Source organism: Pseudomonas sp. C2.3V (assembly GCF_058536325.1).
In genome coordinates, this window is record NZ_JBZUBN010000002.1 from 627,817 (window position 1) to 652,902 (window position 25,086).

General features: G+C 52.7%; 19 protein-coding genes, 1 tRNA gene and 2 pseudogenes. 9 read left to right on the forward strand and 13 right to left on the reverse strand.

What is annotated here, in order from left to right; translation table 11 throughout:
• Positions 1–11 precede the first annotated feature (11 nt).
• The 4 genes from fahA to maiA form a co-directional block, all read right to left on the reverse strand.
• Entirely contained in the window at positions 12–1,316 is a 1,305-nt protein-coding gene (gene fahA / locus AC4LF3_RS22620; RefSeq protein WP_491836797.1) for a fumarylacetoacetase, read from the reverse strand.
• Entirely contained in the window at positions 1,313–2,623 is a 1,311-nt protein-coding gene (hmgA, locus tag AC4LF3_RS22625; RefSeq protein WP_491836798.1) for a homogentisate 1,2-dioxygenase, read from the reverse strand. The genes fahA and hmgA overlap by 4 nt, the downstream gene beginning before the upstream one ends.
• A 61-nt stretch (positions 2,624–2,684) precedes the next feature.
• Positions 2,685–3,761 (reverse strand): 4-hydroxyphenylpyruvate dioxygenase, encoded by a 1,077-nt coding sequence (gene hppD / locus AC4LF3_RS22630; RefSeq protein ID WP_491836799.1) that lies wholly within the window; start codon positions 3,759–3,761, stop codon positions 2,685–2,687.
• A gap of 129 nt (positions 3,762–3,890) precedes the next feature.
• On the reverse strand, positions 3,891–4,523 hold the full coding sequence (maiA, locus tag AC4LF3_RS22635) for a maleylacetoacetate isomerase (RefSeq protein ID WP_491836800.1): 633 nt from the start codon (positions 4,521–4,523) through the stop codon (positions 3,891–3,893).
• Positions 4,524–4,752: 229 nt separating this feature from the next.
• Between maiA and AC4LF3_RS22640 the strand changes: the two genes are divergently transcribed.
• From AC4LF3_RS22640 to AC4LF3_RS22665, 6 genes and pseudogenes are all read left to right on the forward strand, one after another.
• Complete coding sequence (locus AC4LF3_RS22640) at positions 4,753–5,538, forward strand: IclR family transcriptional regulator (protein ID WP_475257942.1); 786 nt, start codon at positions 4,753–4,755, stop codon at positions 5,536–5,538.
• 208 nt (positions 5,539–5,746) lie between these two features.
• A tRNA-Arg gene (locus tag AC4LF3_RS22645) sits at positions 5,747–5,823 on the forward strand.
• A 988-nt stretch (positions 5,824–6,811) separates the two neighbouring features.
• On the forward strand, positions 6,812–7,972 hold the full coding sequence (locus AC4LF3_RS22650; RefSeq protein ID WP_491836801.1) for a hypothetical protein: 1,161 nt from the start codon (positions 6,812–6,814) through the stop codon (positions 7,970–7,972).
• 194 nt (positions 7,973–8,166) lie between these two features.
• A pseudogene (locus AC4LF3_RS22655) lies at positions 8,167–8,985 on the forward strand (MCP four helix bundle domain-containing protein); the annotation flags it as partial.
• 141 nt (positions 8,986–9,126) lie between these two features.
• The gene (locus tag AC4LF3_RS22660) at positions 9,127–9,840 is read left to right on the forward strand and encodes a methyl-accepting chemotaxis protein (RefSeq protein ID WP_409438660.1); all 714 of its coding nucleotides are present in this window, start codon (positions 9,127–9,129) and stop codon (positions 9,838–9,840) included.
• Between the two features lie 104 nt (positions 9,841–9,944).
• Complete coding sequence (locus AC4LF3_RS22665) at positions 9,945–10,244, forward strand: hypothetical protein (protein ID WP_150346324.1); 300 nt, start codon at positions 9,945–9,947, stop codon at positions 10,242–10,244.
• 51 nt (positions 10,245–10,295) lie between these two features.
• Here AC4LF3_RS22665 and map read toward each other — a convergent pair whose 3' ends face one another.
• Both map and AC4LF3_RS22675 read right to left on the reverse strand, forming a co-directional pair.
• The gene (gene map / locus AC4LF3_RS22670) at positions 10,296–11,087 is read right to left on the reverse strand and encodes a type I methionyl aminopeptidase (protein WP_074828949.1); all 792 of its coding nucleotides are present in this window, start codon (positions 11,085–11,087) and stop codon (positions 10,296–10,298) included.
• Positions 11,084–11,350, reverse strand: coding sequence for a ParD-like family protein (locus tag AC4LF3_RS22675; protein WP_010798714.1), 267 nt, complete (start codon positions 11,348–11,350; stop codon positions 11,084–11,086). The genes map and AC4LF3_RS22675 overlap by 4 nt, the downstream gene beginning before the upstream one ends.
• 209 nt (positions 11,351–11,559) lie before the next feature.
• Between AC4LF3_RS22675 and AC4LF3_RS22680 the strand changes: the two genes are divergently transcribed.
• Positions 11,560–12,342, forward strand: a complete 783-nt coding sequence (locus tag AC4LF3_RS22680) for a sulfite exporter TauE/SafE family protein (RefSeq protein WP_491836802.1) — start codon at positions 11,560–11,562, stop codon at positions 12,340–12,342.
• 147 nt (positions 12,343–12,489) lie between these two features.
• Here AC4LF3_RS22680 and bcsR read toward each other — a convergent pair whose 3' ends face one another.
• Together bcsR and AC4LF3_RS22690 are read right to left on the reverse strand one after the other, a co-directional pair.
• The gene (bcsR, locus tag AC4LF3_RS22685) at positions 12,490–12,717 is read right to left on the reverse strand and encodes a BcsR/BcsP family cellulose biosynthesis protein (protein WP_074828942.1); all 228 of its coding nucleotides are present in this window, start codon (positions 12,715–12,717) and stop codon (positions 12,490–12,492) included.
• Positions 12,718–13,731: 1,014 nt separating this feature from the next.
• Positions 13,732–15,150 (reverse strand): short-chain fatty acid transporter, encoded by a 1,419-nt coding sequence (locus AC4LF3_RS22690; RefSeq protein WP_491836803.1) that lies wholly within the window; start codon positions 15,148–15,150, stop codon positions 13,732–13,734.
• Between the two features lie 269 nt (positions 15,151–15,419).
• Between AC4LF3_RS22690 and AC4LF3_RS22695 the strand changes: the two genes are divergently transcribed.
• Positions 15,420–17,531, forward strand: coding sequence for a hybrid sensor histidine kinase/response regulator (locus AC4LF3_RS22695; RefSeq protein WP_491836804.1), 2,112 nt, complete (start codon positions 15,420–15,422; stop codon positions 17,529–17,531).
• 42 nt (positions 17,532–17,573) lie between these two features.
• Here the strand turns inward: AC4LF3_RS22695 and AC4LF3_RS22700 are convergent, their stop codons facing one another.
• From AC4LF3_RS22700 to AC4LF3_RS22715, 4 genes are all read right to left on the reverse strand, one after another.
• Entirely contained in the window at positions 17,574–17,819 is a 246-nt protein-coding gene (locus AC4LF3_RS22700) for a hypothetical protein (protein ID WP_197873287.1), read from the reverse strand.
• 153 nt (positions 17,820–17,972) lie between these two features.
• Positions 17,973–19,598, reverse strand: a complete 1,626-nt coding sequence (locus AC4LF3_RS22705) for a methyl-accepting chemotaxis protein (protein WP_491836805.1) — start codon at positions 19,596–19,598, stop codon at positions 17,973–17,975.
• A gap of 324 nt (positions 19,599–19,922) precedes the next feature.
• Positions 19,923–20,336 (reverse strand): response regulator, encoded by a 414-nt coding sequence (locus tag AC4LF3_RS22710; RefSeq protein WP_491836806.1) that lies wholly within the window; start codon positions 20,334–20,336, stop codon positions 19,923–19,925.
• Positions 20,337–20,795: 459 nt separating this feature from the next.
• The gene (locus tag AC4LF3_RS22715) at positions 20,796–21,065 is read right to left on the reverse strand and encodes a hypothetical protein (RefSeq protein ID WP_125889087.1); all 270 of its coding nucleotides are present in this window, start codon (positions 21,063–21,065) and stop codon (positions 20,796–20,798) included.
• Positions 21,066–21,652: 587 nt separating this feature from the next.
• On the opposite strand from AC4LF3_RS22715, the gene AC4LF3_RS22720 reads away from it, so the two are divergent.
• Complete coding sequence (locus tag AC4LF3_RS22720) at positions 21,653–22,948, forward strand: hypothetical protein (RefSeq protein ID WP_491836807.1); 1,296 nt, start codon at positions 21,653–21,655, stop codon at positions 22,946–22,948.
• Between the two features lie 570 nt (positions 22,949–23,518).
• Here the strand turns inward: AC4LF3_RS22720 and AC4LF3_RS22725 are convergent.
• Positions 23,519–24,634 (reverse strand): annotated as a pseudogene (locus AC4LF3_RS22725) (glycoside hydrolase family 5 protein); the annotation flags it as partial.
• Positions 24,635–25,086: the final 452 nt, after the last annotated feature.

Sequence of the window (25,086 nt, forward strand, 5' to 3'; positions counted from 1 at the left end):
GCCCTTTGGTCTCAGCATGCCGGTTGAATGATACCGGAGCACTCGCCAAATCCGATCGAGGCATAACCTTCACGGTGGCAACGGGCCCGCAGGATAACCTCGTCACCATCCTCCAGGAACGTGCGGGTTTCACCGTTGGGTAGCCTTAGCGGCTGCTTGCCTCCTACGGTTGTTTCCAGCAGGCTTCCATAGCTGTCCGGTTGTTCCCCTGAAAGCGTACCGGAACCGAAAAGATCCCCCGGCTGCAAGCTACATCCATTCACGGTATGGTGAGTAACAAGCTGCGACAGGGTCCAGTACATGTTCAGGCTATTGCTCAAGGCCACGCGTTGAGCCGGCAGATTCTGCTCACGCATGGCTGCTGTACGCAGTAATACTTCCAGCTCAATGTTTAGCGCGCCCGTTTCCTGGTCGGTTGGATCAAGCAGATAGGAGAGCGGCTGAGGATCACCAGCCGGCCGGGGTAGTTGCGCGCAGCGGAACGGATCCAGGGCTTCGGCGGTAACCACCCAAGGGGAAACCGTCGTAGCAAAACTTTTGGACAGGAACGGGCCCAGCGGTTGGTATTCCCACGCTTGGATATCACGAGCCGACCAGTCATTGAGCAGGCATAGCCCGGCAATATGGTTCTTAGCATTGCCAATTGAGATGGCCTCGCCCCGAGCATTGCCTCGGCCTATCCAGACGCCGAGTTCCAACTCGTAGTCCAGGCGCTTGCAGGGACCGAACACCGGCTCGCTCTGCCCTGGTGGAAGTGTTTGTCCTTTCGGCCTTATGACCGGCGCTCCGGATACGTCAATGGTGGATGCCCGCCCGTGATAGCCGATGGGAACATATTTGTAATTGGGGAGCAGTGGATTGTCCGGGCGAAACAGTTTGCCCACGTTCGTGGCGTGATGGATTCCTACATAAAAATCAGTGTAATCACCGACCTTGGCTGGCATATGCAACTGGCAGCTCTTCATCGGGCGCAATAACGTATCGCCCAGCGCGTGCATGCGCGTGCGGTGCAGGCTCGATTCGTCCAGTAATGCCAGTAGCTCTTCCCGTAGAGCTCGGCGCTCGGTTGCATCCAACGCAAAAAAGGCGTTTAGCGTGGTGCCTGCTGCGTATTCGGCGGCACACTGCGCCGCGCTGCTGAACAGACCCGCCTCGCAGGCAACACGCATGTCCAGAATATAGTCCCCAATCGCGACACCGCCCCTGGGCGTCTCGCCAGGAGGGCTGAACACGCCGTGGGGCAGATTCTGCAAGGGAAAATCGATATGGCTGTTGGCAGAGGCTACCCAACTCAGACGTGGATTCTCGGTTTTCATAGAGGGTCCTCCCGGTGAAACGTCTTGCCCAACCCTGACCAGCACGCGTCATAGTCAGCCTGTAAGGTTGCGGTTTCCAGAGCATGGCGGGTGGGTCTTAATACCGGCCCGGTCTCAAACATGAAGGCCATGGTGTTATCGATTTTGTGTGGCTTCAGCTCGGCGTTAATCGCCTGGGTCGTCGATACATGATCTGGTCCGTGAGCACTCATGCAGCTGTGCAAGGAGGCTCCGCCCGGTGAGAAGCCGTCGGCCTTTGCATCATAGGCACCCTGGATAAGTCCCATGAATTCATTCATCAGGTTGCGATGGAACCAGGGTGGCCGGAAGGTGTTTTCGGCCACCATCCAGCGTGGCGGGAAAATCACGAAATCGATATTTGCCATTCCGTGAGTGCTGCTCGGTGAGGTCAGGACTGTAAAAATGGACGGATCGGGGTGATCAAAACTGACGGTACCGATGGTATTGAAGCGGCGTAGATCATACTTGTAGGGTACGTTGTTGCCGTGCCAGGCCACAACGTCCAGAGGTGAGTGATCCAGCGTAGTCGACCACAGTTCGCCCAGGTATTTCTGTACCAGTTCGGTTGCCTCATCACGCTCTTCGTAAGAGGCCACTGGAGCCATAAAATCGCGTGGGTTGGCCAGACCATTACTGCCAATGGGTCCCAGGTCCGGCAGACGAAGCGCCTGTCCGTGGTTTTCACAGACATACCCGCTGGCCGCGCCATCGAGCAGTTCGACGCGAAAGCGCATGCCCCGAGGTATAACCGCAATCTCCAGCGGTCCGATCTGTAGAATGCCCAGCTCGGTTGCCAGACGCAGTCGCCCGGCCTGGGGAACCACCAACCACTCGCCATCGGCATTGAAGAAGACCCGAGACATTGAGCTGTTGGCTGCATAGCGGTAGACGCTTACGCCCGTAGTCTGCACCGCATCGTGAGTAGCCGTCAGGCATTCCAGCCCGTCGATGAAATCGGTCTGGATCTGCGGCTGCGCGATTGGATTCCAGCGCAGGCGATTGGGTGTTATTTCACCGAGGCCGCCATGCGCCAGCTGCCGGTCAAGGCGCTTGTATTTTGAATGGTTAGCCGACGGGCGAATCCGGTAGAGCCAGGTACGCCGGGCTTCCGTGCGCGGAACGGTGAAGGCAGTTCCTGACAACAGTTCGGTATAAAGACCGTACGGGACCTTTTGAGGTGAGTTCTGCCCAACCGGCAGTGCGCCTGGAAGCGCTTCGCTGGCAAATTCGTTTCCAAAGCCGGACTGATAGGGAAGGGTATCCAGGCCCTGTGCATGTACATTCATGGCTTGATTCTCATTCTGGGCATGTCTGACAGGGCAGCCGGCGTACCGGCCGCCCATGACCTTACTCGGTAGTTAGCACGCCACGGCGGATCTGGTCGCGCTCGATCGACTCGAACAATGCCTTGAAATTGCCTTCGCCAAAGCCGCTATCACCCTTGCGCTGGATAAATTCGAAGAACACCGGGCCCAACAGCGTTTCGGAGAAGATCTGCAGCAGCAGGCGACGCTCACCCCCTTCGGAGGTACCATCCAGCAGGATGCCCCGCGAGCGAAGCTCTCCAGTTGGTTCGCCATGGTTGGGCACGCGGCCTTCAAGCATCTCGTAGTAGGTCTCTGGTGGTGCTGTCATGAAGCGGGTGCCGCAGGCCTTGAGCGCATCCCAGGTCTTGATGAGATCATCGGTCAGAAAGGCAATATGCTGGATACCTTCGCCGTTGAACTGCATGAGAAACTCCTCGATCTGACCCGCCCCCTTGGAAGACTCTTCGTTCAGCGGAATCCGTACCATGCCGTCTGGCGCAGTCATGGCCTTGGAGGTCAGACCGGTGTATTCACCCTTGATGTCGAAGTAACGAATCTCGCGGAAGTTGAACAGCTTCTCGTAGAAGTCTGCCCAATAGGCCATACGGCCCCGATACACGTTATGGGTCAGGTGGTCGATGATCTTTAAACCAGCCCCGACCGGCTTGCGATCAACACCGTCGAGGAAAACGAAGTCGATGTCATAGATTGAACTGCCCTCCTCGAAACGATCGATCAGGTACAGCGGTGCGCCACCGATGCCCTTGATGGCTGGCAAGCGAAGCTCCATCGGACCGGTAGGAATGTCTACGGCTTGAGCGCCGATTTCCAGTGCCTTGTAGTAAGCCTGGTGAGCATCACGCACACGAAAGGCCATACCGCACACGGAAGGGCCATGTTCAGCAGCAAAATAGGCCGCATGGCTCTTGGGTTCACGGTTGACAATGGCATTGATATCACCCTGACGATACAGCGCAACGTCCTTGGAACGGTGGTTGGCTACGTGGGTAAAACCAATACTTTCCAGTACAGGCTCGATGACGTTAGGGGTCGGGGAGGCGAATTCAATGAACTCGAAACCCATGAGGCCCATGGGGTTTTCAAATAGATCGGCCATGACAGGCTCCTGCATAAACAAATGGATTAGGTAAGGAAAATCAGTACCCAGACCATGGCGGCGCGCAGGAGAGGCCACGGGTGCTGCGAGCCAAGTGGTCGCCCATTAGAAGCTTGAAGCCAAAGGATTTCATAGCGGTCGATCCGCCTGAGCGTCGGGGTGAGCCTGCTGGAACGCCGGATGTTCTAACGCCAGGCGTTCAGTCCGGGCAATTCGAGGCAACGATTCCAGCGACACGTTAAAACGGTGCGCAGCATAAAGCTGTGGCAGCAGATATACATCGGCAAGGCCTACTTCACCAAAGCAGAAGCCTTCATCGCCTATCAACGCCTCTACAGCGCTAAGTCCCTCACTGATCCAGTGCATAATCCAGGCGGATACGTCTGCCTCGGCAATGTTCAACTGGCGCAGGCGGTTCAGTACCGACACGTTATGCAGGGGATGAATATCGCAGCCAATAATGGCCGCTACGCTCCGATGTCGGGCGCGTGTGAGTATGTCTTCTGGCAGCAGAGGCGTTTCGGGGTAGCGCTCTTCCAGGTATTCCAGGATAGCGGGCGATTGAGGAATCAGTATGTCTTCATCCGTGCGCAGCAGCGGGACACGACCTTGTGGATTGAGCGCAAGGTAGTCCGATCGCCGATGTTCACCGCCATCCTTGATGAGGTTTACCGGTATCGCCTCGTAAGGCAGCCCCTTGAGCGCCAGGGCAATGCGCACGCGATAGGACGAAGTGGAACGGTAATAGGTAAAGAGATCCATGACTTACACCGCTTTTATTAGCGACTCCTATGAGTCTTTTATAATGCGTAAATCAGTTACGTTTAGTGGAATGTGCGCCAAGACCTTGTGGCTTGTCAAGCCAGGCAGACATTCATGATTAAAGGGTTGCCTTGTACATCAAGGATTCTGTAAGCGTTGCTTGCTTGTAAATTGAATCCTGAAGGCGGTCACGCTATAACACCGCCTCCCCACAGTAGCGGTTGTAGACATGGCAAGCGAATCGAAGGCTCCTGAGTCGTCCCGACGCCAAAAGGTTCAGTCGGCTGAAGTCGGCACCGATATTCTCAAGGGTCTGGCTGATCTGGCGCCAGCGACATCGTTATCCAAACTCGCAGAGCATCTTGAGATGCCCGCCAGCAAGGTGCACCGCTACTTGCAGGCACTGATTGCCAGTGGGTTTGCCGAGCAGGACGAGGCTACCAATCATTATGGTCTCGGCCCGGCGGCGTTGTACGTTGGCATGGCAGCCCTGGGGCGTCTGGATGTCGTGAAAGTAAGTGTTCCAAGGCTGGCCACACTGCGTGATGCTGTCAACGAAACATGCTTTCTAGCGGTGTGGGGCAACCACGGTCCGGCAGTGGTGCATGTGGAGCAGGCCGTCCGTGCAGTAACGTTGGTAACGCAGGTGGGCTCCGTACTTCCATTGCTGAGTTCTTCTACGGGGCTGGTCTTTAATGCGTTCCTGCCGGATAGCGAAACGGCTCCGTTAAGAAAGCAGGCGCTACGTCAGGCAGGCGCACCCACTCAAAAAGTGCTGGCCGACACCATGGCGTCTATCCGTGCTTATCGACTGCACTCAATTCATGGCCTGCTCATGGAGGGAGTCAATGCGCTTTCGGCACCGGTGTTTGCCGCGGGGAATCGGCTTGTAGGTGTATTGACCATCGTAGGGGCGGCACAAAGCTTTTCTGCCGAGCCCGGTAGTTTGGCTGCACAACGGTTGCTTGAAACCGCCGAGGCGATCAGCCAACGAATGGGCGGATCCTTCGCCTAAATACACCAGATAAGCGTTAGAAGAACGCTGGCCAGCAGCGTGGGGCTAGGCGCGTCACAGCCGCTTATCAGGTTTGGTTTGCTGGAGAGGAAAGGGGCAATGGGCTTATGCATATGCCTCTTTTGGAGGTGCTATTTTCTATCTAGCTGATTTTATTGAAAAAATAGCTTTACAACTTCAGAAATATCCCTATACTGGCACCCACAGCGCGCTCGTAGCTCAGCTGGATAGAGTACTCGGCTACGAACCGAGCGGTCAGAGGTTCGAATCCTCTCGAGCGCGCCATCTCCTAAAAGGGCTTGTAGAAATACAAGCCCTTTTTTCATGCCTGCAAGAAAGGCTTTCGCTTGAGTTGAATTCCCTCCTGCCTGCTTGCTCGTGAATCGGCTTGCGCTCAAGGTAAAATTCATGGGCTGCTCATATAATTGTTCTCTACTTCATCAATCTTGGAAAAGCCTGGCTTAATACAAACATTTAATAAAGGGCAATGCGATTTATACATGCCTTGTGCATTGAACTCATTATTGCTTATAAGTCAATTGTTAATTGACGGGTATTAAGCACCTGTTAAATACTGAGTTCAGAGCGGCTAAAGATGACTGGATTATCACCCGGGATTACCGTGTTTGATTGTTTCAGTCTGTTGATGAAATGACATGTTAACTCCTACGCATAACTGCTAGCTATTGTTGTTAGTTAGTAAAGTTAACGCCACTGCTGCTCTGAGTTATTGTTATTTTTAGCCGATTGGCCAGTTTAGCGCTGACATTAGAAATAAGTATGTTGGATAATATGGGTTCATTTGAGTGATGCTCTTGCATCCCTTGGTGCAGCAGGAGCCATATGGCCAACTCCTCTGCTTAAAGCCAGGTTTAATCAGGTTTCTACGCTGCAGCAAGGAGCCTGTCAGCGGGCAGACCTGAGCTCATTATTCCAACAGCTGGCGATGAGTTGAATAACGTACGTCTGGATAAAATATGTAGACGGTATTAATTCCTTTTTGAAGGAATATAGATAAAGAATTAATATTATGGCAACTGGCTATATTCAAGCCGCCTCTGTGCAACAGTAAGGCAAATAAAAAGATTGCTAAAGTGCTAAGTAAATCCTTTCGTCGGGCTGTATGGTAATAGACTTACCGACAGCTACGCTTGTACTACCAGTATTCACTGGAAAGCTAAAGAGCAAACGGAAAGCCTGTTGTTTCGTTTGGTCGCCGACCTCTCTATAAAGAGAGGTCGATCTAACTGGGCATGCTTATAAGGAATTCGATATGCGTCGTTTCAACATGCTTGCGGCCATTTCCATGGCCTTTATCTCTGCCTCTGCTGTTGCTCAAATGCATGTATCGGAAATTAACCAAGCTGGTGATGGCAATACGGCAGAGCTGGTTCAAACCGGTACGTCCCATCAGGCGCAGCAAACTCAGTTGGGTAACAACAGCTATCAGCGTATCGAACAGGATGGGACCGGCCATTCCGCCACGGTCTATCAGGACGAAGCGACTGAGGATGCTAGAGTAACAGTAACGCAAGGAGGAGATAACCAGGTTGCCAACATCTACCAAAGCGGTGAGAACGAAGTAACCCTGACGCAAGCGGGCAGTGCTAACCAGTACACGTTAAATGATACAACGTATTATGGCAGCGGCTCTGTGACAGGAGAGCAAAATGGTACAGGGAACATTCATACCTTGACACGTACCACCTCTGGTGCTGCAACAATTAACACAACGTCCATTGGTAACAACAATATCATTAACCTAGAGCAGGGGACGGATGGCTTCCTGAGTGGATTTACTGCTACCCAGACGGGTGATACTAACCATATCACCGCTATACAGCGAGATATGAATGTATCCAGTGCTGTCGAACAGCAAGGCAACGCAAACAGTGCCCAGCTCCAGCAGTATGGCGTCAGTCCCAAAGATGTTGATGTGGGCAGTGTTTTTGCGCGGGTAACTCAGTATGGCGACGGCAACACGGCGACAGTCGAGCAGTCTCTGAACGCTACAGCACGGCTTACCCAGAACGGTAACAATAATAGCGTCACGGTTGATCAGGGAGGGCTTGCTAGTATTTATTTTGGCTCCGCCGGTGCAAGCCTGACTACCAATCAGTTGGGTGATGACAACATCATGACAGTCAGCCAATCTGCCACCAGCGGTTCAAACAGCATCATTGCTACACAAGATGGCAATGGGAACACCATGGATCTGGTGCAGGCCGGCGTTGAGAATAGCTCCCTGGATGTATCGCAGATAGGCGATAACAACTACATGAGCCTCACACAACGCCAGACCATTAATGACAACTTCCAGCTAACCCAGCAAGGTTCAGGCCTGGCTGTTACGTTGGAGCGCACCGGGCAGGGTAATCAGGCAACCTTGATGCAGACCGGGCTGAGCAATACAGCTACGTTGACCCAACACTGATCAGGAAGGGTTCAAATTTGCTCTCTGCCAGCATTGCTGGGTTGAAAGGCCTGGCAGTGCTGGTTTGTAGGCTTTCTTTATTATAGGCAGGCCGACGACAGCCAGGCAGGGGGATGGGCTGTCATTAAGCTATCATGATCGGCTGATATAAGCGGGGCAGTCTTTATTGCCATGGTTGTCGTCGTTCCGTGAACATGCCATTAAGTGTCCTGCGCTTTTTCAAGTCTTCTGCATCCCTTCCACTTTTGCGCCGTATAGGCATTAGGAATCGCCTGATTGTCTGCTTTGGGGTTACGGCCGCGCTGTTCGTAGGGTTGGGCAGCTTCTGTCTTATACAGATGCACGAGATTCGCCAGCAGGGCGAGATGATCGAAAGCGGAGCGCTTGCCAACATTGCACTGGCGGATGCCATTGCAATTGATCTGGGCAAACTACGCACAGAGTCCCAGCGATTTCTGACCACTACGGAAGATCCATCGGTATTGATCAATGGGAAGATTGCTGTCGAGCAGCTAACGGGACAACTTGAGCAGAACTTCCAACTCTATTCGCAGCAGGCTTCGGATGCTACCCAGCGCGACTCGATCAGGGCGCTTCAGGACGCCTACCAGGTTTTTCTTTCGGGTCTGCGAGATGAGATGGAGCTGATTGAACAGGGCAGGGCCCAGGATGCGCATATGCTTTCTGATACGACCTTGAGCATGCAGGGCGATCTGATGGATATGCAGGTGCAGTTGTTGAGAGAGTTGAATAAGCAGAGTGCTGCCCAATCCATCACCTCGGCACAGGCGCATTATCAACAGACGCGCTTGATTGCCTTTGCTACCATTGGGACAGTGCTGGCACTCATGATGATCTTGGCCTGGCGGCTGAGTGTCAGCATACTGGTGCCCTTGCGACAGGCTGTGGCGATCACCGAAGTCATCGCTGAGGGAGATCTGAGTCAGTCTATTCAGTCGCAAGGTAAAGACGAGGCGGCTCGGCTGTTGCAGGCACTGGCGCGCATGCAGGGTAGTCTGCACGAGACGCTATCACATATCGAATCGGCGTCTTCACAGCTTACTACTGCCGCGCATGAGATGAGCGCTGTCATGGAAAGCAGCGCTTCCCATCTGCAACAGCAAAACCATGAGGTAAGCCAGGCCGTTGAGGCTATGGCGCAAATGAGCCAGGCTGTAGAAGAGGTTGCGCTTAGCGCTGCCAATACCTCACAGAATTCGCTTGCCTCCAGCGAGGCCGCCATATTGGGCAAGCGCGAGCTTACCGACACCATTGCCTCCATCAAGCAATTGGCAGGCAGTGTATTAGGGGCTTCCGAGCAGGCGGCCGGGCTGGCTGAAAAGACGCAGAGCGTTACCCGAATACTGGATGTCATTCGATCTGTTTCGGAACAGACCAACCTGCTTGCCTTGAACGCGGCCATTGAGGCTGCACGCGCCGGTGAGCAGGGCAGAGGCTTTGCTGTGGTAGCCGATGAAGTGCGTGCCCTGGCACTGCGTACGCGAGCCTCCACCAACGAAATCGAAGCGTTGGTCCATGACGTGAATCAAGGTACTCAACAGAACGTTGCCAGTCTTCAATCCTCTGCAGAGCACGCCTGTCATACCTTGCAGCAGGCGGAAGCGACTGACCGGGCACTGCTCGAGATTACTACTGCCAGCGAGGCTATTCGTGAGCAGAATAGAACCATTGCAGCAGGCGCTAATGAGCAGGTTCAGATTGCGCATATTGTCGATAGCGCCCTGGCCAGTATTCGAACGTTGTCTACCCAGACGGCGACAGGTGCAATGCAAACCAGTCGCTCCAGTATAGAGTTGCTTGCATTGGCCTCGGAGCTTAACCGGACGGTCCAGCGGTTTCGCCTGTAAGGAAATTAGTTAGCTAATCAATAAATTGTTACGGTTAGGAAGAAACTCAACGAGTAATCGGTATTCCAAGCGGATGACGTTTTAGCTGATAAGTTGAGTTATCCATGTTGAAGTATCTATCCGTTGCCGTAATGACTGCCCTTCTACTTCCCTTGGCGGGCTGTGACAAACCTTCCGAGCAGAAGGCGCAGGACGCTGCCCAGCATACGCAGAATGCCCAGGAACATCAGGAAAAAGCGGCAGCAGCTGAGAATCCTACCGAGCGACAGACACATACCAACGCTGCGCAGGAGCAAAAGCAGGAAGCGGTTGAAGATCAGCAGAAGGCAGATGCGGCGTTGTCTAATGAGTCAGCGGTAGGCTCGACACATCCAGACGAAGCGACCCGTACCCAGGCACAATAAATCATCCTGGCAGGGCGCCCATCGCAGCCCTGCCGACCGTGTCATCGTCGATTAGACGATGGGGGTATAACCGCTGGGGCTATCTGGCCATGGCGTTAGCACTTCAAACCCGCTCTCTGTCACGACGACCATATGCTCCCATTGCGCCGAGAGCGAACGATCCTTGGTAATGACCGTCCAGCCATCACCTAGAGTCTTGGTCTGGTGCTTGCCGGCATTGAGCATAGGCTCGATGGTAAACATCATTCCTGTGCGCAGCTTCATCCCTTCGCCACGGTTGCCAAAGTGCAGCACCTGAGGCTCGTCGTGATAAACCTTACCGATCCCGTGCCCGCAGTATTCACGAACGACACTAAAGCCGTCACGGTGCGCGACGGTCTGGATCGCATGACCGATGTCTCCCAGCGTTGCGCCGGGCTTGACCTCACGAATACCTGCACACATGGCTTCGTAAGTCGTTTCCACTAGGCGGCGTGCCTGAGCAGAGGGCTCCCCTACAAAGTACATGCGACTGGTATCGCCGTACCAGCCATCCTTGATGACCGCTACATCGATATTGACGATATCGCCATCCTTCAGCGTCTCAGAAGAAGGAATACCGTGGCAGATCACATGATTGACTGAGGTGCAGACCGTTTTCGGAAATCCGTGATAACCAATATTGGCCGGAACGGCTTTTTGTACATTGACGATGTAGTCATGACACAAGCGGTCTAGTTCTTCGGTCGTTACGCCAGGTTTCACGTGCTCGGCAATCATCGCTAGCACATCGGCTGCCAGCTTGCCTGCCTTGCGCGCCATGGCAATTTCTTCAGGTGTCTTTATCGAAACCGCTTTTCTCATCGTCCGGCTCCCGCCTGTTTGATCGTTGCTTGGACGTGTGGGGCATCTTCCATCGCGCTCAGGCAGTTCAGGTCAAAACCGCCTTGTTGCTCCAGACTGATCAGCAGCTTGCAAATATCCCGATGATTCAGCTCAGGATAGAGCTCCGCCAGCATGCCTACTCGTAGCCAGTGCTCCGCCTGAGCATTGATGGAGCGGCAAAGTGCATTACTGGCGATACGCAGGTTTTCATGCATACCTTCCGAGACTTTGACAATACCCATCCATTCATCCTATATGAAATGTATATGATCCATATACTAACGTGTATGACTGCGTAGGAAAATGGACGTTCCATGGGATTAATGAAGGATGGCTGTGCCTGTTTAAATTAAATGGTTATAAGCAAGATCATATTTATATAAGCGAGCTCTTTATAAGTCGTTATGCTGCGTGCCGGTTTTTGCAGAACATGTGTCTTTAGGAAGTGATGATGGATTTCGGCGCTGGAGGTTTTGTTGTCGCAGGCTTGGTGGTCGGCTTTATTGTTGGGATGACAGGCGTAGGCGGTGGTTCCCTGATGACTCCTATCCTATTGTGGTTTGGCATCAATCCGGCCGCTGCCGTAGGAACTGATTTGCTGTATGCCGCGGTGACAAAGGCAGGCGGTGTCTGGGTGCATCAGCGCAACAAGAATATCGACTGGTCTGTGACAGGCTGGCTGGCGCTGGGAAGTCTGCCGGCCGCTGCATTAACACTGTGGTTGTTGAGTCGCTTGCACTCCGATCCGCAGGCACTAAATGCGATCATCAAGCATGGTTTGGGTATTGTTCTGTTCATGACAGCCTTTGCCATTCTTTTCAAGAAACAGCTGTTTGCCTTTGTAGGCCGGCATGCCAATGACAGCTTTCACTTGAGCCAGAAAAAGCTCAATACGCTGACATTTATCACTGGTGTTGTGCTTGGCGCCATGGTGACGCTGACGTCCATTGGCGCAGGCGCTTTAGGTACCGTGGCGCTGTTCATGCTGTATCCCTTCCTGGCTACTCGACGCCTGGTAGGTACAGAAATCGCACATGCCGTACCTTTGACGCTGATTGCAGGACTGGGCCATGCCAGCATGGGCAACATGGATTGGCCTATTCTAGGCTATCTGCTGATGGGCTCACTGCCAGGCATCTTTATGGGCAGTCACCTTTCCGGTCGAATTCCTGATGGAATATTGCGTCCGTGCCTTGCCGTTATGCTGATGGTGATCGGGTACAAACTGCTCTGACCTCTCCTTGTGAGTGGTCTGAGGGCTTCAGGCCACTCACTTGCTAACGCCTTCCGAATAAAAATAAATAGCCAGAAGAGAGCTATTTCTGCCGATGTATCCGCTGTACTGCTCTTTTCTATGCCATGCGGATCCGCTTCAACCTTATCAGAGATAGGCTGGAAGCGGATTGATGATCGTCTCGTAACCGACCAGCGACGGCTGAAGGGTTTCCATCAACAATGGCCAATGTGCCATCGCTGACTGAAAGTTTTGGACAGCCTGGATTTCAAGATACTGCAACCCTTGCAAATCAAAGCATTTGGCCAGATTAGTGACGTCCTCACGGGTATCCAATGTATGGATGGAAGCGTCGAGTACTTGAAGAGCGTTCATCGTGGTTTCCAGGCTGACAGATTATTTGACGCAACGGTCATTACACTGTTGCCTGCAGCAACCGGCGTGCCAGACCATCAGTGCCAGAGCACCATCAAGCCAAACGCTGACAGAAGGCATAGTCCGCTAATGGCCATCAGCAGCAGGTCCACAGGATCCCATTCACTCATGCTAGTGGTCGTCGTTGGGACGTAAGTAGCTGGATGAAGCGTTCAGGACGGAAGCGATCAGATTATTCATCCTTATGCCGTCTAAGCTCGGTGTGAATCGCAACCCCTGTAGCCACAAGGCCTATTATGGCCAGGCAGGCAATAGGGCGGCCCGGCGTTAACACCTGGGTTGTACAAAGGGTGGTGAGGTTAGTAAAGAAGTCCATATCCAGCATCCTGCTTTTTGCTTTCTGAAAGGCGAAGAGAAAGCCATTCCTATTCCGGCATGGTGAGTAACAGTAACCTCACGCGTGACCAGACTCATTCCGTATCGGTTATGGGTAGGTTCATGCTGCGCAACGACCGCGCCTGAGCCCCCCTACGATTGATGTCGTGATGATATCAATGGCGGCAGCAAAGCTCAAAGGCTCAAAAGTCGTATGGACTTTGGGGCAAGCGTTTACGAATGTGTCATGCAAGCGCCAGACGGGCAGAGGCGTTATGACAAGCTCAATTCCTGGGAGGCTTTTTGCTCAGGAAGGCTTCTCGAAGAATAAACACAGAAACGATGATGAGACCGTATCCTTCGAACTGGAGCATCGTGTCATTGGGCTTGTAAAGCAGACACGTTACACCCACTGCCGTGAAGAATAGGCCGAGGCAGTACAACAACCTTATTTACCTCTAAAAGACATGCTGGAGCCAGAGCTGGGCCTACTTGAAGATAGCGCTCTTGAGCGTAAGGGGGGCTAGCCACAAAATGAGAAGTGGCTAGCAAACTTGATATCAATATGACATTGGTGGACTTAATCTGTACAGCTGTCTCGTCTGTTCAAACGACCGTTCATCATCTGTGGTGGATTCATCAAGGCATGACTGGTGGCAGATACGTCAGGGTGGCCCCCAATGCCCATAAAAGAATCAGCACCAACGGAATATGCGCCAGCATCTGCATGAAGGTAAAACCGATAAGGTCGCGCGCCTTGAGCCCCAGAACGCCTAGTAAAGGCAGCATATAAAAGGGGTTTATCAAATTGGGTAGCGCTTCAGCTGCGTTGTAGATCTGGACTGCCCAGCCCAGGTGGTAGTGCAAGTCATTGGCAACCTGCATGACGTAAGGCGCCTCGATGATCCATTTACCCCCGCCTGAAGGAATAAAGAAACCCAGGATAGCTGAATAGACGCCCATCAGGACCGCAAATGTATCGTGTGAGGCCAGTTGAACGAAGAAGGCGGAAATATGGTGGGCAAGCGTCTGACCATCACTTCCTGTCGCCTTTGTCATGATCGCAGCAATGGAGCCATAGAGGGGAAACTGGATCAGGACACCAGTAGTGGTCGGCACAGCACGCGCCACTGCATCGAGAAAATGACGAGGACGCCAATGCAGAAGCGCACCAAGCGTCAGAAATAACAGATTGTAGGTGTTGAGCCCTGAAATGGCCTCAATGGCAGGCTTGGAAGCAAACTCCTGCCAAAGCCACCCCAGCGCTAGCAGCACAATGATAATGGTCAGAAGCGGGCTATGCTCCAGCCATTCGCCTGGGCGTGTTCGCACTAGCCGAGCCGGTGTTTCCAGTACGGGGTCGACTCCACACTCACGCGCAGTACGAGCAGTCAATTCTCCAGGCGCAGTAGCATATGCAATGATCAGCGACAGCACGATCAGCGCAAGCAGCATGACGCCTGACTGCCAGAGGAAAATGGTTTCCGTAAAGGGGATGACACCGGTAATCGCCAGAACAGACGGGGGCAGGCTTCCCGGATTTGCCTGCAACTGGGCCGCTGAGGACGACAGACCCAAGGCCCATACGGCGCCCAGCCCGAGATAGGCCGCTGCACCTGCGGCCCGGTAATCCATTCTCAAATCGGCACGTCGGGCAAGGGCTCTTACCAGGAGCCCTCCAAAGACCAGGCTGAGCCCCCAGTTGAGCAGAGAAGCCAGCATTGAAATGAGCGCTACCCAGCAGACAGCCGACCGACCATTGCGTGGGATGCGAGCCAGCCAGTCGATCAGACGGGCCGCAGGCGCTGAGCTGGCCACAACGTAGCCGCCGATCACTACAAACGCCATTTGCATGGTGAAGGGAATCAGGCTCCAGAATCCGTCGCCAAATGCCTTGGCTGTTCCTGAGGCCGGTGTACCGAGCAGGGTGGCGGCAAGCGCCACCACAACCACGGCGACAGCGGCAAAGACCCAGGAGTCAGGGAACCAGCGCTCAGCCCAATGCGCACAACGTAACGCCAGACGAGCAGAAAATCGCTCTTCAATATGAACGGACATGTAATCTCCTTATAGCTTTTGTTATTGATTACCCGTGTAGCGCATGGCCATGTGTCTGGCCGCGCTCAGGACGTATAGAGGGTAGCGCTTACCGGCGTGTTTTACTTGGCGGTTTTTCACCGTGGACGGACGGCCATTTCAAAAGGCTGCTATCGTTGCCGAATAGACTGACCTTGCCGCCGCTTCGTTTGTTTAGAATTGTTGTTTGTTGCTGTGGTCGTATCTGGACACCAACATACTGAACAGGCCTTTTTCCTAAGAGACAATCCATGCAATTTTTAAGGGACGATCATGGTTGCCTGGGCTGGAGCGGTGAGATGGCCGAGCGTATCCGGTCTTTCGACTGGTCTCGTACGGATCTCGGTCCCATTGAACAGTGGTCCAAAAGTCTGAGTGCTGCCGTCCAGTTTCTACTGGCTTCTCCTGTTCCCCTCGTCATGTTGTGGGGACGGCCTGGCTATATGATTTATAACGATGCCTATGCCGTGTTTGCGGCGGGACGTCATCCTTTTCTTCTCGGCTCGCCAGTCGAGATCGGTTGGCCGGAAGTTGCCGAATTCAATCGGAACGTGGTTGATACCTGTCTGGCTGGCGGTACGCTCTCTTACCGGAACAAAGAGCTTGTATTGTTTCGTAATGGGCGTCCGGAAGACGTCTCGATGGACCTCTACTATAGTCCGGTGCCTGAGGATGACGGCATGCCGGCTGGCGTCATGGCCATCGTTATCGAAACCACTCAACACGTACTGTCGGAGCGGCGACGTCAGGAGGCCGAGCGTTCCTTCCGGGCAACGAATGAACGACTGCAACTGGCATTGAACTCCGGCGCGCTCCTGGGACTGTTCGTCTGGGATATCAAAGCACAATCCCTGACTGGAGATGAGCGCTTCGCACGAACCTTTTCGTACCCCGTGGACGAAGCGGCGGCAGGTATCCCCATTCAGACCGCCAGCGGCTTCATTCATCCGGATGACCTGGAAAAGATCCGGATGCATATCAGGCAGACCTTTGATCAGGGCGGCGCGTTTAATGCCGAATGCCGTATCCGCCGTTCGAACGGTCTTTTCCGCTGGGTGTTGGCGAGTGGTCTATGCGAGTTTGACGAGCATGGAGAGCCGTTTCGCTTTCCCGGTGTTCTGATTGATATTCATGAACGCAAGATGGCGGAAGAGGCTCTTTACCAACTGACGCGCAATCTGGAGCAGCGGGTCGCTGCTGAAGTGCAGGCCCGCTCGTTGGCAGAAGAGCAGCTCCGGCAATCACAAAAGCTGGAGGCAATTGGCGGACTGACCGGAGGCGTTGCACATGACTTCAATAATGTCCTGCAGGTCATTTCGAGCAACCTGCATCTGCTGGCTCGTCAGGAAAAGGACAACCCTCGTGTACAGAGCCGCGTAGAGGCTGCCATCAATGCGGTGGAGCGAGGAGCCAAGCTGTCTTCCCAACTATTGGCCTTTGCCCGTCGCCAAGCCTTATCACCCGGCGTTTACAACCCAGCCCATATTTTCGAAGGGCTGGAGGAGCTCCTTCAGCGTGCACTGGGCGAGACCATCGAAATCGATATGTCCCTGCCTAACAATGCCTGGTGCATACACGTTGATCGTAACCAGTTGGAAAACGCTATTCTCAATCTGGCCATCAATGCCCGTGATGCGATGGATGGGGAAGGGCTGATCAGCGTTCATGGCGACAATGTCGTGCTGGATGAAGATTACTGTGCAGGCAAGGACATCAGTCCTGGGGACTACCTCTGCCTGTCCGTTGCCGATTCGGGCGAAGGTATGAAGCCAGAAGTGCTGGAGCACGTCTTCGAGCCATTCTTCACGACCAAGGCTGAAGGGCAGGGTACGGGACTTGGTCTTAGCATGGTGTTTGGCTTCGTCAAGCAGAGTGGGGGCCATATTGATATTCAGAGCGCCCCTGGATGCGGTACGACGGTACGGATGTATTTCGCACGCAGTCACAAACAGGCCGAAGAAGATGACCAGGGCAAACATGACTATACACTTGAGGGGCGGGAAACCATCCTGGTAGTAGAGGATAATGAAGGTGTTCGATTCTCTGTTGTAGAGTTACTGCAGCAGGCCGGTTATGACGTGGCGCAAGCGCCTGATGCGGACGTGGCCATGCAGCTGCTGGAAGCCGGAACGAGGGTTGATTTGATTTTCACGGATGTCGTGATGCCCGGTCGGCTCAAAAGTACGGATCTGGCGGCATGGGCTCGGATGCAGGAACCTGCAATACCGGTATTGTTTACCTCAGGCCATACCCGGGACATCCTTTCGCAGAACAACACGTTGGCTCCTAATATCCATTTGCTTACCAAACCCTATCGTCCCGAGGATCTCTCTGCCATGGTGCGTACTGCTCTGAGAGGATAGGCGATAGAAGCACCAGGTTCCATTCGGTGGGTCGAAGAGGTATCAGATAAAAATGTAATCCTTTTCCAAAGGCACATGGGAGCCTTTAGCCCGTAATTCATTGACGGCATAGACCAATGTCAGGTTTAGCGCATCCTTATTCATCATGAGCTTGGGGTCGAGGCGGCGCTGCACGCGTGCAGGAACGGCTGGGTCGATCAAGGTCAAAAGCATGTCTGGGCCGCGAGGTTCAAAAAGAAACTTAAGCGGCGGATCGAGACGGGCAAGTTTATCGGCTATCAGATTCATCGGGTGCGCCTCATGCTTAACTTAAGAATAGGCCACTGTTTCACTCGTAAAGAGCAATCCATCTGAAGATCTGGCCAGCTTTCAACAAAAAAGCCCTCTGCTAAAGAGGGCTTTCACATCTTTTCTGTCGTAAAGCGATCATTGAATAAACGATCAGACCTTGAAGCGATTGACCAGAGAGTTAAGCTCAGCCGATAGACGTGACAGCTCATGGCTGGACGCGCTGGTTTGATGCGCGCCTGTGGCAGACTGCACGGATAGATCACGGATATTGACAAGGTTACGGTCAACTTCCCTGGCTACCTGAGCCTGCTCTTCGGCTGCGCTGGCAATTACCAGGTTACGCTCATACATTTCGCTGATCGACGACGTAATCTCGCTTAGCGCCTGGCCTGCACTTTCTGCCAGCTCCCGTGTGGAATGAGCGCGAGTGCTGCTGATCTGCATGGAGTTCAAGGCCTGACTTGCGCCATTGCGCATGCCAGAGACCATTTGCTCGATCTCAAGCGTCGACTGTTGCGTACGATGGGCAAGGGCTCTTACTTCGTCAGCGACTACAGCGAAACCACGACCGGATTCGCCTGCACGGGCAGCTTCGATCGCAGCATTCAGCGCCAGTAGATTGGTTTGTTCTGCAATGGCACGAATAACATCCAGCACCTTGCCAATTTCCTGCGATCGATCGGCAAGTTGTCTTACCAGTACGGAGGTAGACTGAACCTCTTCCGACAGGTCTGTGATGGCTGTAATGGTTTCATTGACTCGAACATGACCGGCCTGTGCTGACTGGGTCGAGCTCTTGGAGGCCTCAGATGTCGATACTGCGTTACGTGCTACCTCATCAACCGCTGCGCTCATCTCGTTTACAGCGGTAGCGGCCTGCTCAATCTCATCGTTTTGCTGTTGCAGGCCGCGGCTGGCTTCTTCGGTTACGGCGTTGAGTTCATCAGCTGCTGCCGCCAGTTGGGTTGATGACCCTGAAATCTGAGCCAGGGTGTTACGCAGATTGTCCTGCATCTGGCGCAGTGCTACCTGAAGCTGATTGACCTCATCGCTACCGCTGACTTCAATGTGAGTGGTCAGGTCTCCTTTGGCAACCTGTTGTGCGGCGCGCACAGCACTCTGCAGGGGCCTGACGATACTTTGCGTCAGAAGCCAGGCCATAAGCACGGTAGCCAGGGCCGCCAAGGCAATCACGAGGATAACAATGGCACGAGAGCTGGCGTATTGATCCGCCGAACTCTTTCCTTCGCGCTCGATCCCTTGTGCATAGTAGTCTCCCAGCTCGCCCAATGTCTTGCCAGTGCCATCGATGACAGGCTTCATGTCAACCAGAGTGAGTTTATTCAAGGCGATAGTATCGCCTTGGCGGGCCAGGACAAACGAGTTGGTCATACCCTGCTGGTAGACTGCAAAATCCTGTTTGAATTGTCCGTACAGGCGTTGCTCTTCGGGCGTATCGACAAAGGCCTCAAACGCTTTGATGTTATCCATCAAAACCTTATTACGGGCCTCATACTGGCTGGCATAGGTGTCGATGCTTTTAGGGTCGGGATCAAGCGCCATGCGCAAGGAAATGGTGCGAATACGCAGCATGTTTTCCCGGATGCTATCTACGATGCGGATGCTGGGTACCCATTCTGCTTCTATAGCCACACTACGGTCACGGATGTTGGACATCTTGCCTAGCGAGAAAATACCTAGAAAAGCAACCATCAGCGCGATCAGGCCAAACCCAAGCGCAGCCCGGGGGGCTATGTTCCAACTGCGTAGTAGCATATTTGTCATCCGCAAAAGTAGAGGCGAAAGCACGCCGAATTTTTGTTGTCTGATGACATGTATCGGCGGTCAGTCTTGAGGCTTGAATTTATTCAGTGACGGATAAAGCTCACTGCATCCATGGCTCAGGCGTTCTCGAAAGCGAACCTCTACCAGCTACCTGTTTTCTACTGCGACATTCCTAAAAAGCTAACTACCAGGCGCAGCTATGAATGCAGAGTCTGCAGTGTGCTCAAGCTGGTAGAGCACAACCTGTCCAACTATAGAGATGACCCGTCCAAGAAGGAGCTGAAAAACCGCCAGTTAACTACCTTCAATCAACTGTTAGATTCGCTCGGTCAATATATCGACCGTGAAGGGGCTGGTCATAATAGGCGTGTCGATTTCCAGGTTTCCATCGCCTACCACAGCGCTCTCAGCATAACCTGTGATAAATAGCACCTTGAGGTCAGGGCGGCTAATACGCGGCGTCAGCCATTTGTCTTCCGTTAGCCCAACATCGGAAACTAACAGGCCGATAGCGGTATCGGATTGCAGGATTGCCAAGCCAGAAGCGCCATCTTCAGCTATCAGGGCGTGGTAGCCGAGTTCCTCAAGAATCTCCACGACCAGCATACGGATAGTCGGCTCGTAATCCACAACCCGTACTGCCCCGCCAGTAACGGTACGGAGCAACTGTTCTTGAGTGGGCTCACTTGCGGTATGTACAGCCTTTTCTTCTGCGCGAGTTATAGACATATCCGTATTCCTTGCCCCGTTTCCGGAGCGATATGCATCTGCCCACCGGTTAGCGCACGAAGCCGTAAATTATGGAGAGCCCAACCCCATGCCCAGAGGTTTAGTAGTGACGGTGGTCAATATGTGCAATGCAGATGGACAGGTTTTCGGAACCCTAGGGTTGTGCCGGTTCAATCATATGAGCGGGCATGCATCCCACCTCCCGCCGGCAGAAAGAAAGGCGCAAGACATAGGCGGAAAAGGAGATTTGCGCATCATGCGAGTTGGACGTCCTGTAATGGTGACAAAAGGCAAAATCAGAGAACCTTCCACGTGGCAACCCACCAAGATGGAGAGGGTGCAACACGCGTTTAGCCCATCCGGTACGGACGTCAGACTAGAAGTGCTTTGTGCTGCAAGTGAGGCAAGGAACATGAGAAGCACTGTAAAAGCACTGTGATAAAGAGGGGTAAATAATGACTACCCGAGCGAGCCATGATGTAATGGATCATCCTCATGAGTAAATTCATGGCTATTGGATGCCGGCTGGTTAAGCCGACGCTGGATATCCATCAGGACCGTTTCCAAAAGCAGACGGTTACGCGCCTGGTCAGACGTTAAGATCCACTCAAGTGGATGACCTCCTTCAACAGGTAGTGCGGTAATAACCAGTGTCCCGTCAGGTTTTAGTAAGGTATCGACTTGATAACGGTCACGGGCCGAGTCAACAAGCATGATCAAGGCATTCATAGAATCGGCTACATCGTTGGGTGTTATCTAGTTAGAGTCAGGCTACTTCAAGAGATTCTTGAAGACTCTTCCCGCTCGTCTAAAGGTTTTCCTGCCCAGTCAAAGCCTTTCTTATGCTCCGCCTCCACCCTGCATCTGATCGCTATGCGGGTCCTTTAGTGAGCCTTGGTTAAAAAGGCCCTAATAAGCTGCGGGAGGGGTGATCTATTACTAAAGAAGAGAACTAATTCAAAGTATTTATGCAGGCAAACTCACAAAACCAAGGTTTTTTGTCAATTGCTTTTGTATTGAACGTACTATGAGTTTGTTTTGATGATTTATAAGTTATTTATCAATAGAAGGCAAATAGCCAGTATTCTTTCGAAATCACTCGTACCGTCACAGTAGTCTGGTTATTTGAGCCAATATGACGGTAATAATTGCCCGCAATACTAAGCTTGTCTGTTTCAAGCATTGATCTAAGTAGTCCATTGCCTGCCTTGACAGCGTCTGCGTCGCCACTAGCTTTATGATCCCTCAACAGATTGGTGTAGGTTGGCACGCTTGGTGGTTTCGAAAACAAACCGCATGTAAAGGACATAAAATTAATGATCACGGTTAGCAAGCGTAACGTCTATTACGTATGTTTGTTTATTCTTCTTATTTTTCAATTTGGTGTGTTCGAGCAAGGGCACACAAACCCTATTGGCGTAAAGTACGTCAGTGAATTGTACTTGGCGATATGCTTGGGTTTTACAGCGCTTCTTCTTACAGGTACACCTCCGGCCAACAAGCAGGACTACAACCTCGGCTTGAGTTTTTGCCTTTTTTCTGCCTTTGTGTTCTGTTTTCTACCTGCGTTATTTTCAAATCTTTTTTATGGGCAGCCGCTGTTCTATGGATTGATTGAAGAGCGTCGTGTCCTGTTCTGTTTCAGCTTTTTCGTTATTGTCTATTTTGCAAAGCGTGTAACCGCTACCCAATTCGAGCAGCTGATACTGCTGGTCGGTCTCATCTCCGTTGGGCTTTCCTGGCTTTCCTATGCAGGCGTGCTGCCCGATCTTCGTGAGCAGGTGCTTGACCTTAGTCGTCCCGGGCGTGCCTCGCCCGGCGCAGCGGCCATCATCTTCTCCTACTGCCTTAGCGTCTATTTCATGGGGCATGGACGATCTCCCCTGAACGGCGCTCCAAAGTCAAAAGTGCTCTATGGCATCCTGGCGTTTGTCTTTCTGGCCACGATTGTCTTTGTCATGCAGACAAGACAGGTCATCGTGATCTGCTTTCTCTTTACCGCGATGTGTCTGAAAAGCCGCATGGTGATGCCCATGATCCTGGGTAGCATTGCGCTCTTTCCGATATTGGTGAACCCGCATATCCTCGATAGCTTGGGGCTCAACCTTGACTTCTATATGCAATCGGTGGAGAGCGGGCCTACGGACAATGTGCGGGAAAACACCATTGCCGCCATCATGAACCATTTGCATGAATACAATTGGGTTCCTAGCGGCAGCTTGAGCCTGATGTGGAATGATGGATTCAAACGGTTCTTCAGCAACTACTTCTTTCTGTCTGACGTAGGGGTAATTGGTACCTTATTCCGCTTCGGATTCCTGACATTTGCCATTATTCCGATTGGCTTGTTCATCCACTACAGGGTTGCAACGAAGCTAAATCCCAACTTGGACTTTACGCTGGCGTTCTTTCTGGCCAACCTTGCCATGTGGCCGTTGGTAGGTGTGTTCGAGTATCAAGCACCTACGGCTTTTCTTCTCGCCCTACAGGCACTCAAAACACACTATCAACATACAGCCAGAGCTACTGACGAAGTCGCAGCGGTACCGTATCCATACCCAACATGGCTTGAGTCGTTGTCTGGTGCCAGAGGAATGAGAGGCATGACCTGATTCATTTTTAATAAAGGAAAAGGCTGGGCTTATACCCGGCCTTTTCCTTTAAGGGATGCCAGTAAAGCCAGATCAAGCAGATAGATTGACTCAGAAGGGATTACAGGAGAGATGATGCATAGCGAGGCAATAACGATCAGCTTATGTAGCTGCTAGAGAATGCCGTTTTGTTGTCTTACGTAGGGAATCTGGTATGGGCTGGCAAAATACGCGTCTGATACGAACGCACCTGGCCTATTATGGAGGGAGAAAAAGTAAAGATAAGGAGCTGTCCCTAGCTCCAGATACAATCCATCACAGCCCGTAGGTAAGAGACTGTTGTTATTTAGACAAAACAGTCAGCGTCTTGGGATAACCTACGACCGACCCATTGACTGCCGCGCCATCCACATAGACACCTAGATTAGTGCCAGCCTGCACATAGGTAATCTTGCGGACCTGACCATCCGCTAGCTTAACCGACTTGCCCACCTGAAAGGCGGCTTTGTTGGCGGTCGTGCCCGGTACCGAGAAGCCAGCCTTCTTACGGTACACACCATTGAGCCAATCGGTGTTGGTAAAATTGTTGATGGTGCTGGTCACGGAACCCGTCGTAGTGGATGGTGCCGGCGCAACAACGGTCGGTGTAGGTGCAGGAGAAGTTGTTGCTGCCTTCTTCGGGCCTATTTCCGTACAGCTGCTGCTGTCCATATACTTCTTAAGGGTCGGCCACTGCGGGCGATCCTGCCCATTTACCGGCTCAACCGACATGAAATAGTTGCCCCAACCCGGACCTGCCGCCCAGTAGGACGCCGGTACGCAATTCTCTTTCAGGTAGGCCAGCATGTTGTCCATCAGGATGTTCCAGCGCGGGTTGTTATCCGGTACGCCGAACTCACCAATATAGCCACGCTGACCATGCTTTTTCAGCCACTCTACGAACGGCTTGACCCGATTCACGCCGTACATCACGTCCAGCTTGTTGACGTCTACGTCACCATAGCTGCCACCGGCGTTCTCATCGAAATACGAGTGCGCCGAGAAAATGATGTTGTTGGACGGATCCTTCAGGTTCAGCAAGGGATCATTCCACTCCGCCCAGCGGGTAGCGCTCGACCAGCCGTTACCTTCCACAATGATCGGGCGGGTCTTGTCCACGGCGCGCACACCGTTGATACCGTATTGCGCAGCGGTCGCCCAGTAGGCCAGGGCCCCGTTGGGCTCATTCATGATGTCGTAGGCGTACAGGGCGGGTTGATTACTCCACTGCTGGGCAATCTTGGTCATGATCTCCTGGTAGCGCGCATACGGAACGCCACTGGTACCAATCACCTGGCCGCGATAGCGTGCATAGTTATGCAGGTCCAGAATGATCTTGATGTTGTGCTTTTGCGCATAACCAAAGGTGCGGTCGATCAACGCAACATAGGCTGGATCCAGCGGGCCACCCAGCTTGGGTTGCAGGCGCTCCCAGATAATGGGGAAGCGGAAGGTCTTGATGCCCCTGGCGCTCCACTGCTGGAAATAGGATTCCACTGGAAAAATATAGTTGGTGCCATTGATTCCAGGTAGAACATGGGGGGCAAATCCCGCACCGGACAGGTTCAGACTAACCAGATCGACCGGTTCGGCTTGTACGTAAGTGGTTCCAAGCGCCAAGGCGGCTGCTAGGGGAAGGCTTTTCTTTAACAGTTTCGAAAAAAACATTGGTATCACCAGACTGCTGTGACCAACCGCGACCATTTCCTGTACTGCAAGATCAGGCGGAGGCTCAGAATTAAAAAGAATTGGCTAGGCTACTGCCAAGCGGAGCGCGCTCTGTGCTCTGCGTACTGAGCTATACAAGCGATATGCCAAAACATTGACATGAATTGAAACAAAGTCAGATAAGGCTTTATTTGATAATTTAAACGACTGATTTTTATAAGGTTTTTATTGGTTAAAACGCGCATTACCATTCGTCGGCCCGAGTATCATGAAAATAAAGTAATGGCAAAGTAATTTCATGACCTGACGGATTCTTGTTGTTTTACTGTATTAAGCAATCGGTCAATGATGATTTTTCTGGCTATAAGCCTTTTATCCTGACGGAGTATTAACGTGTAGAGGTTATTGTTCCTTATGGAGCCGTAAGCATGGTTACTTCAGCTTGGCGTTAA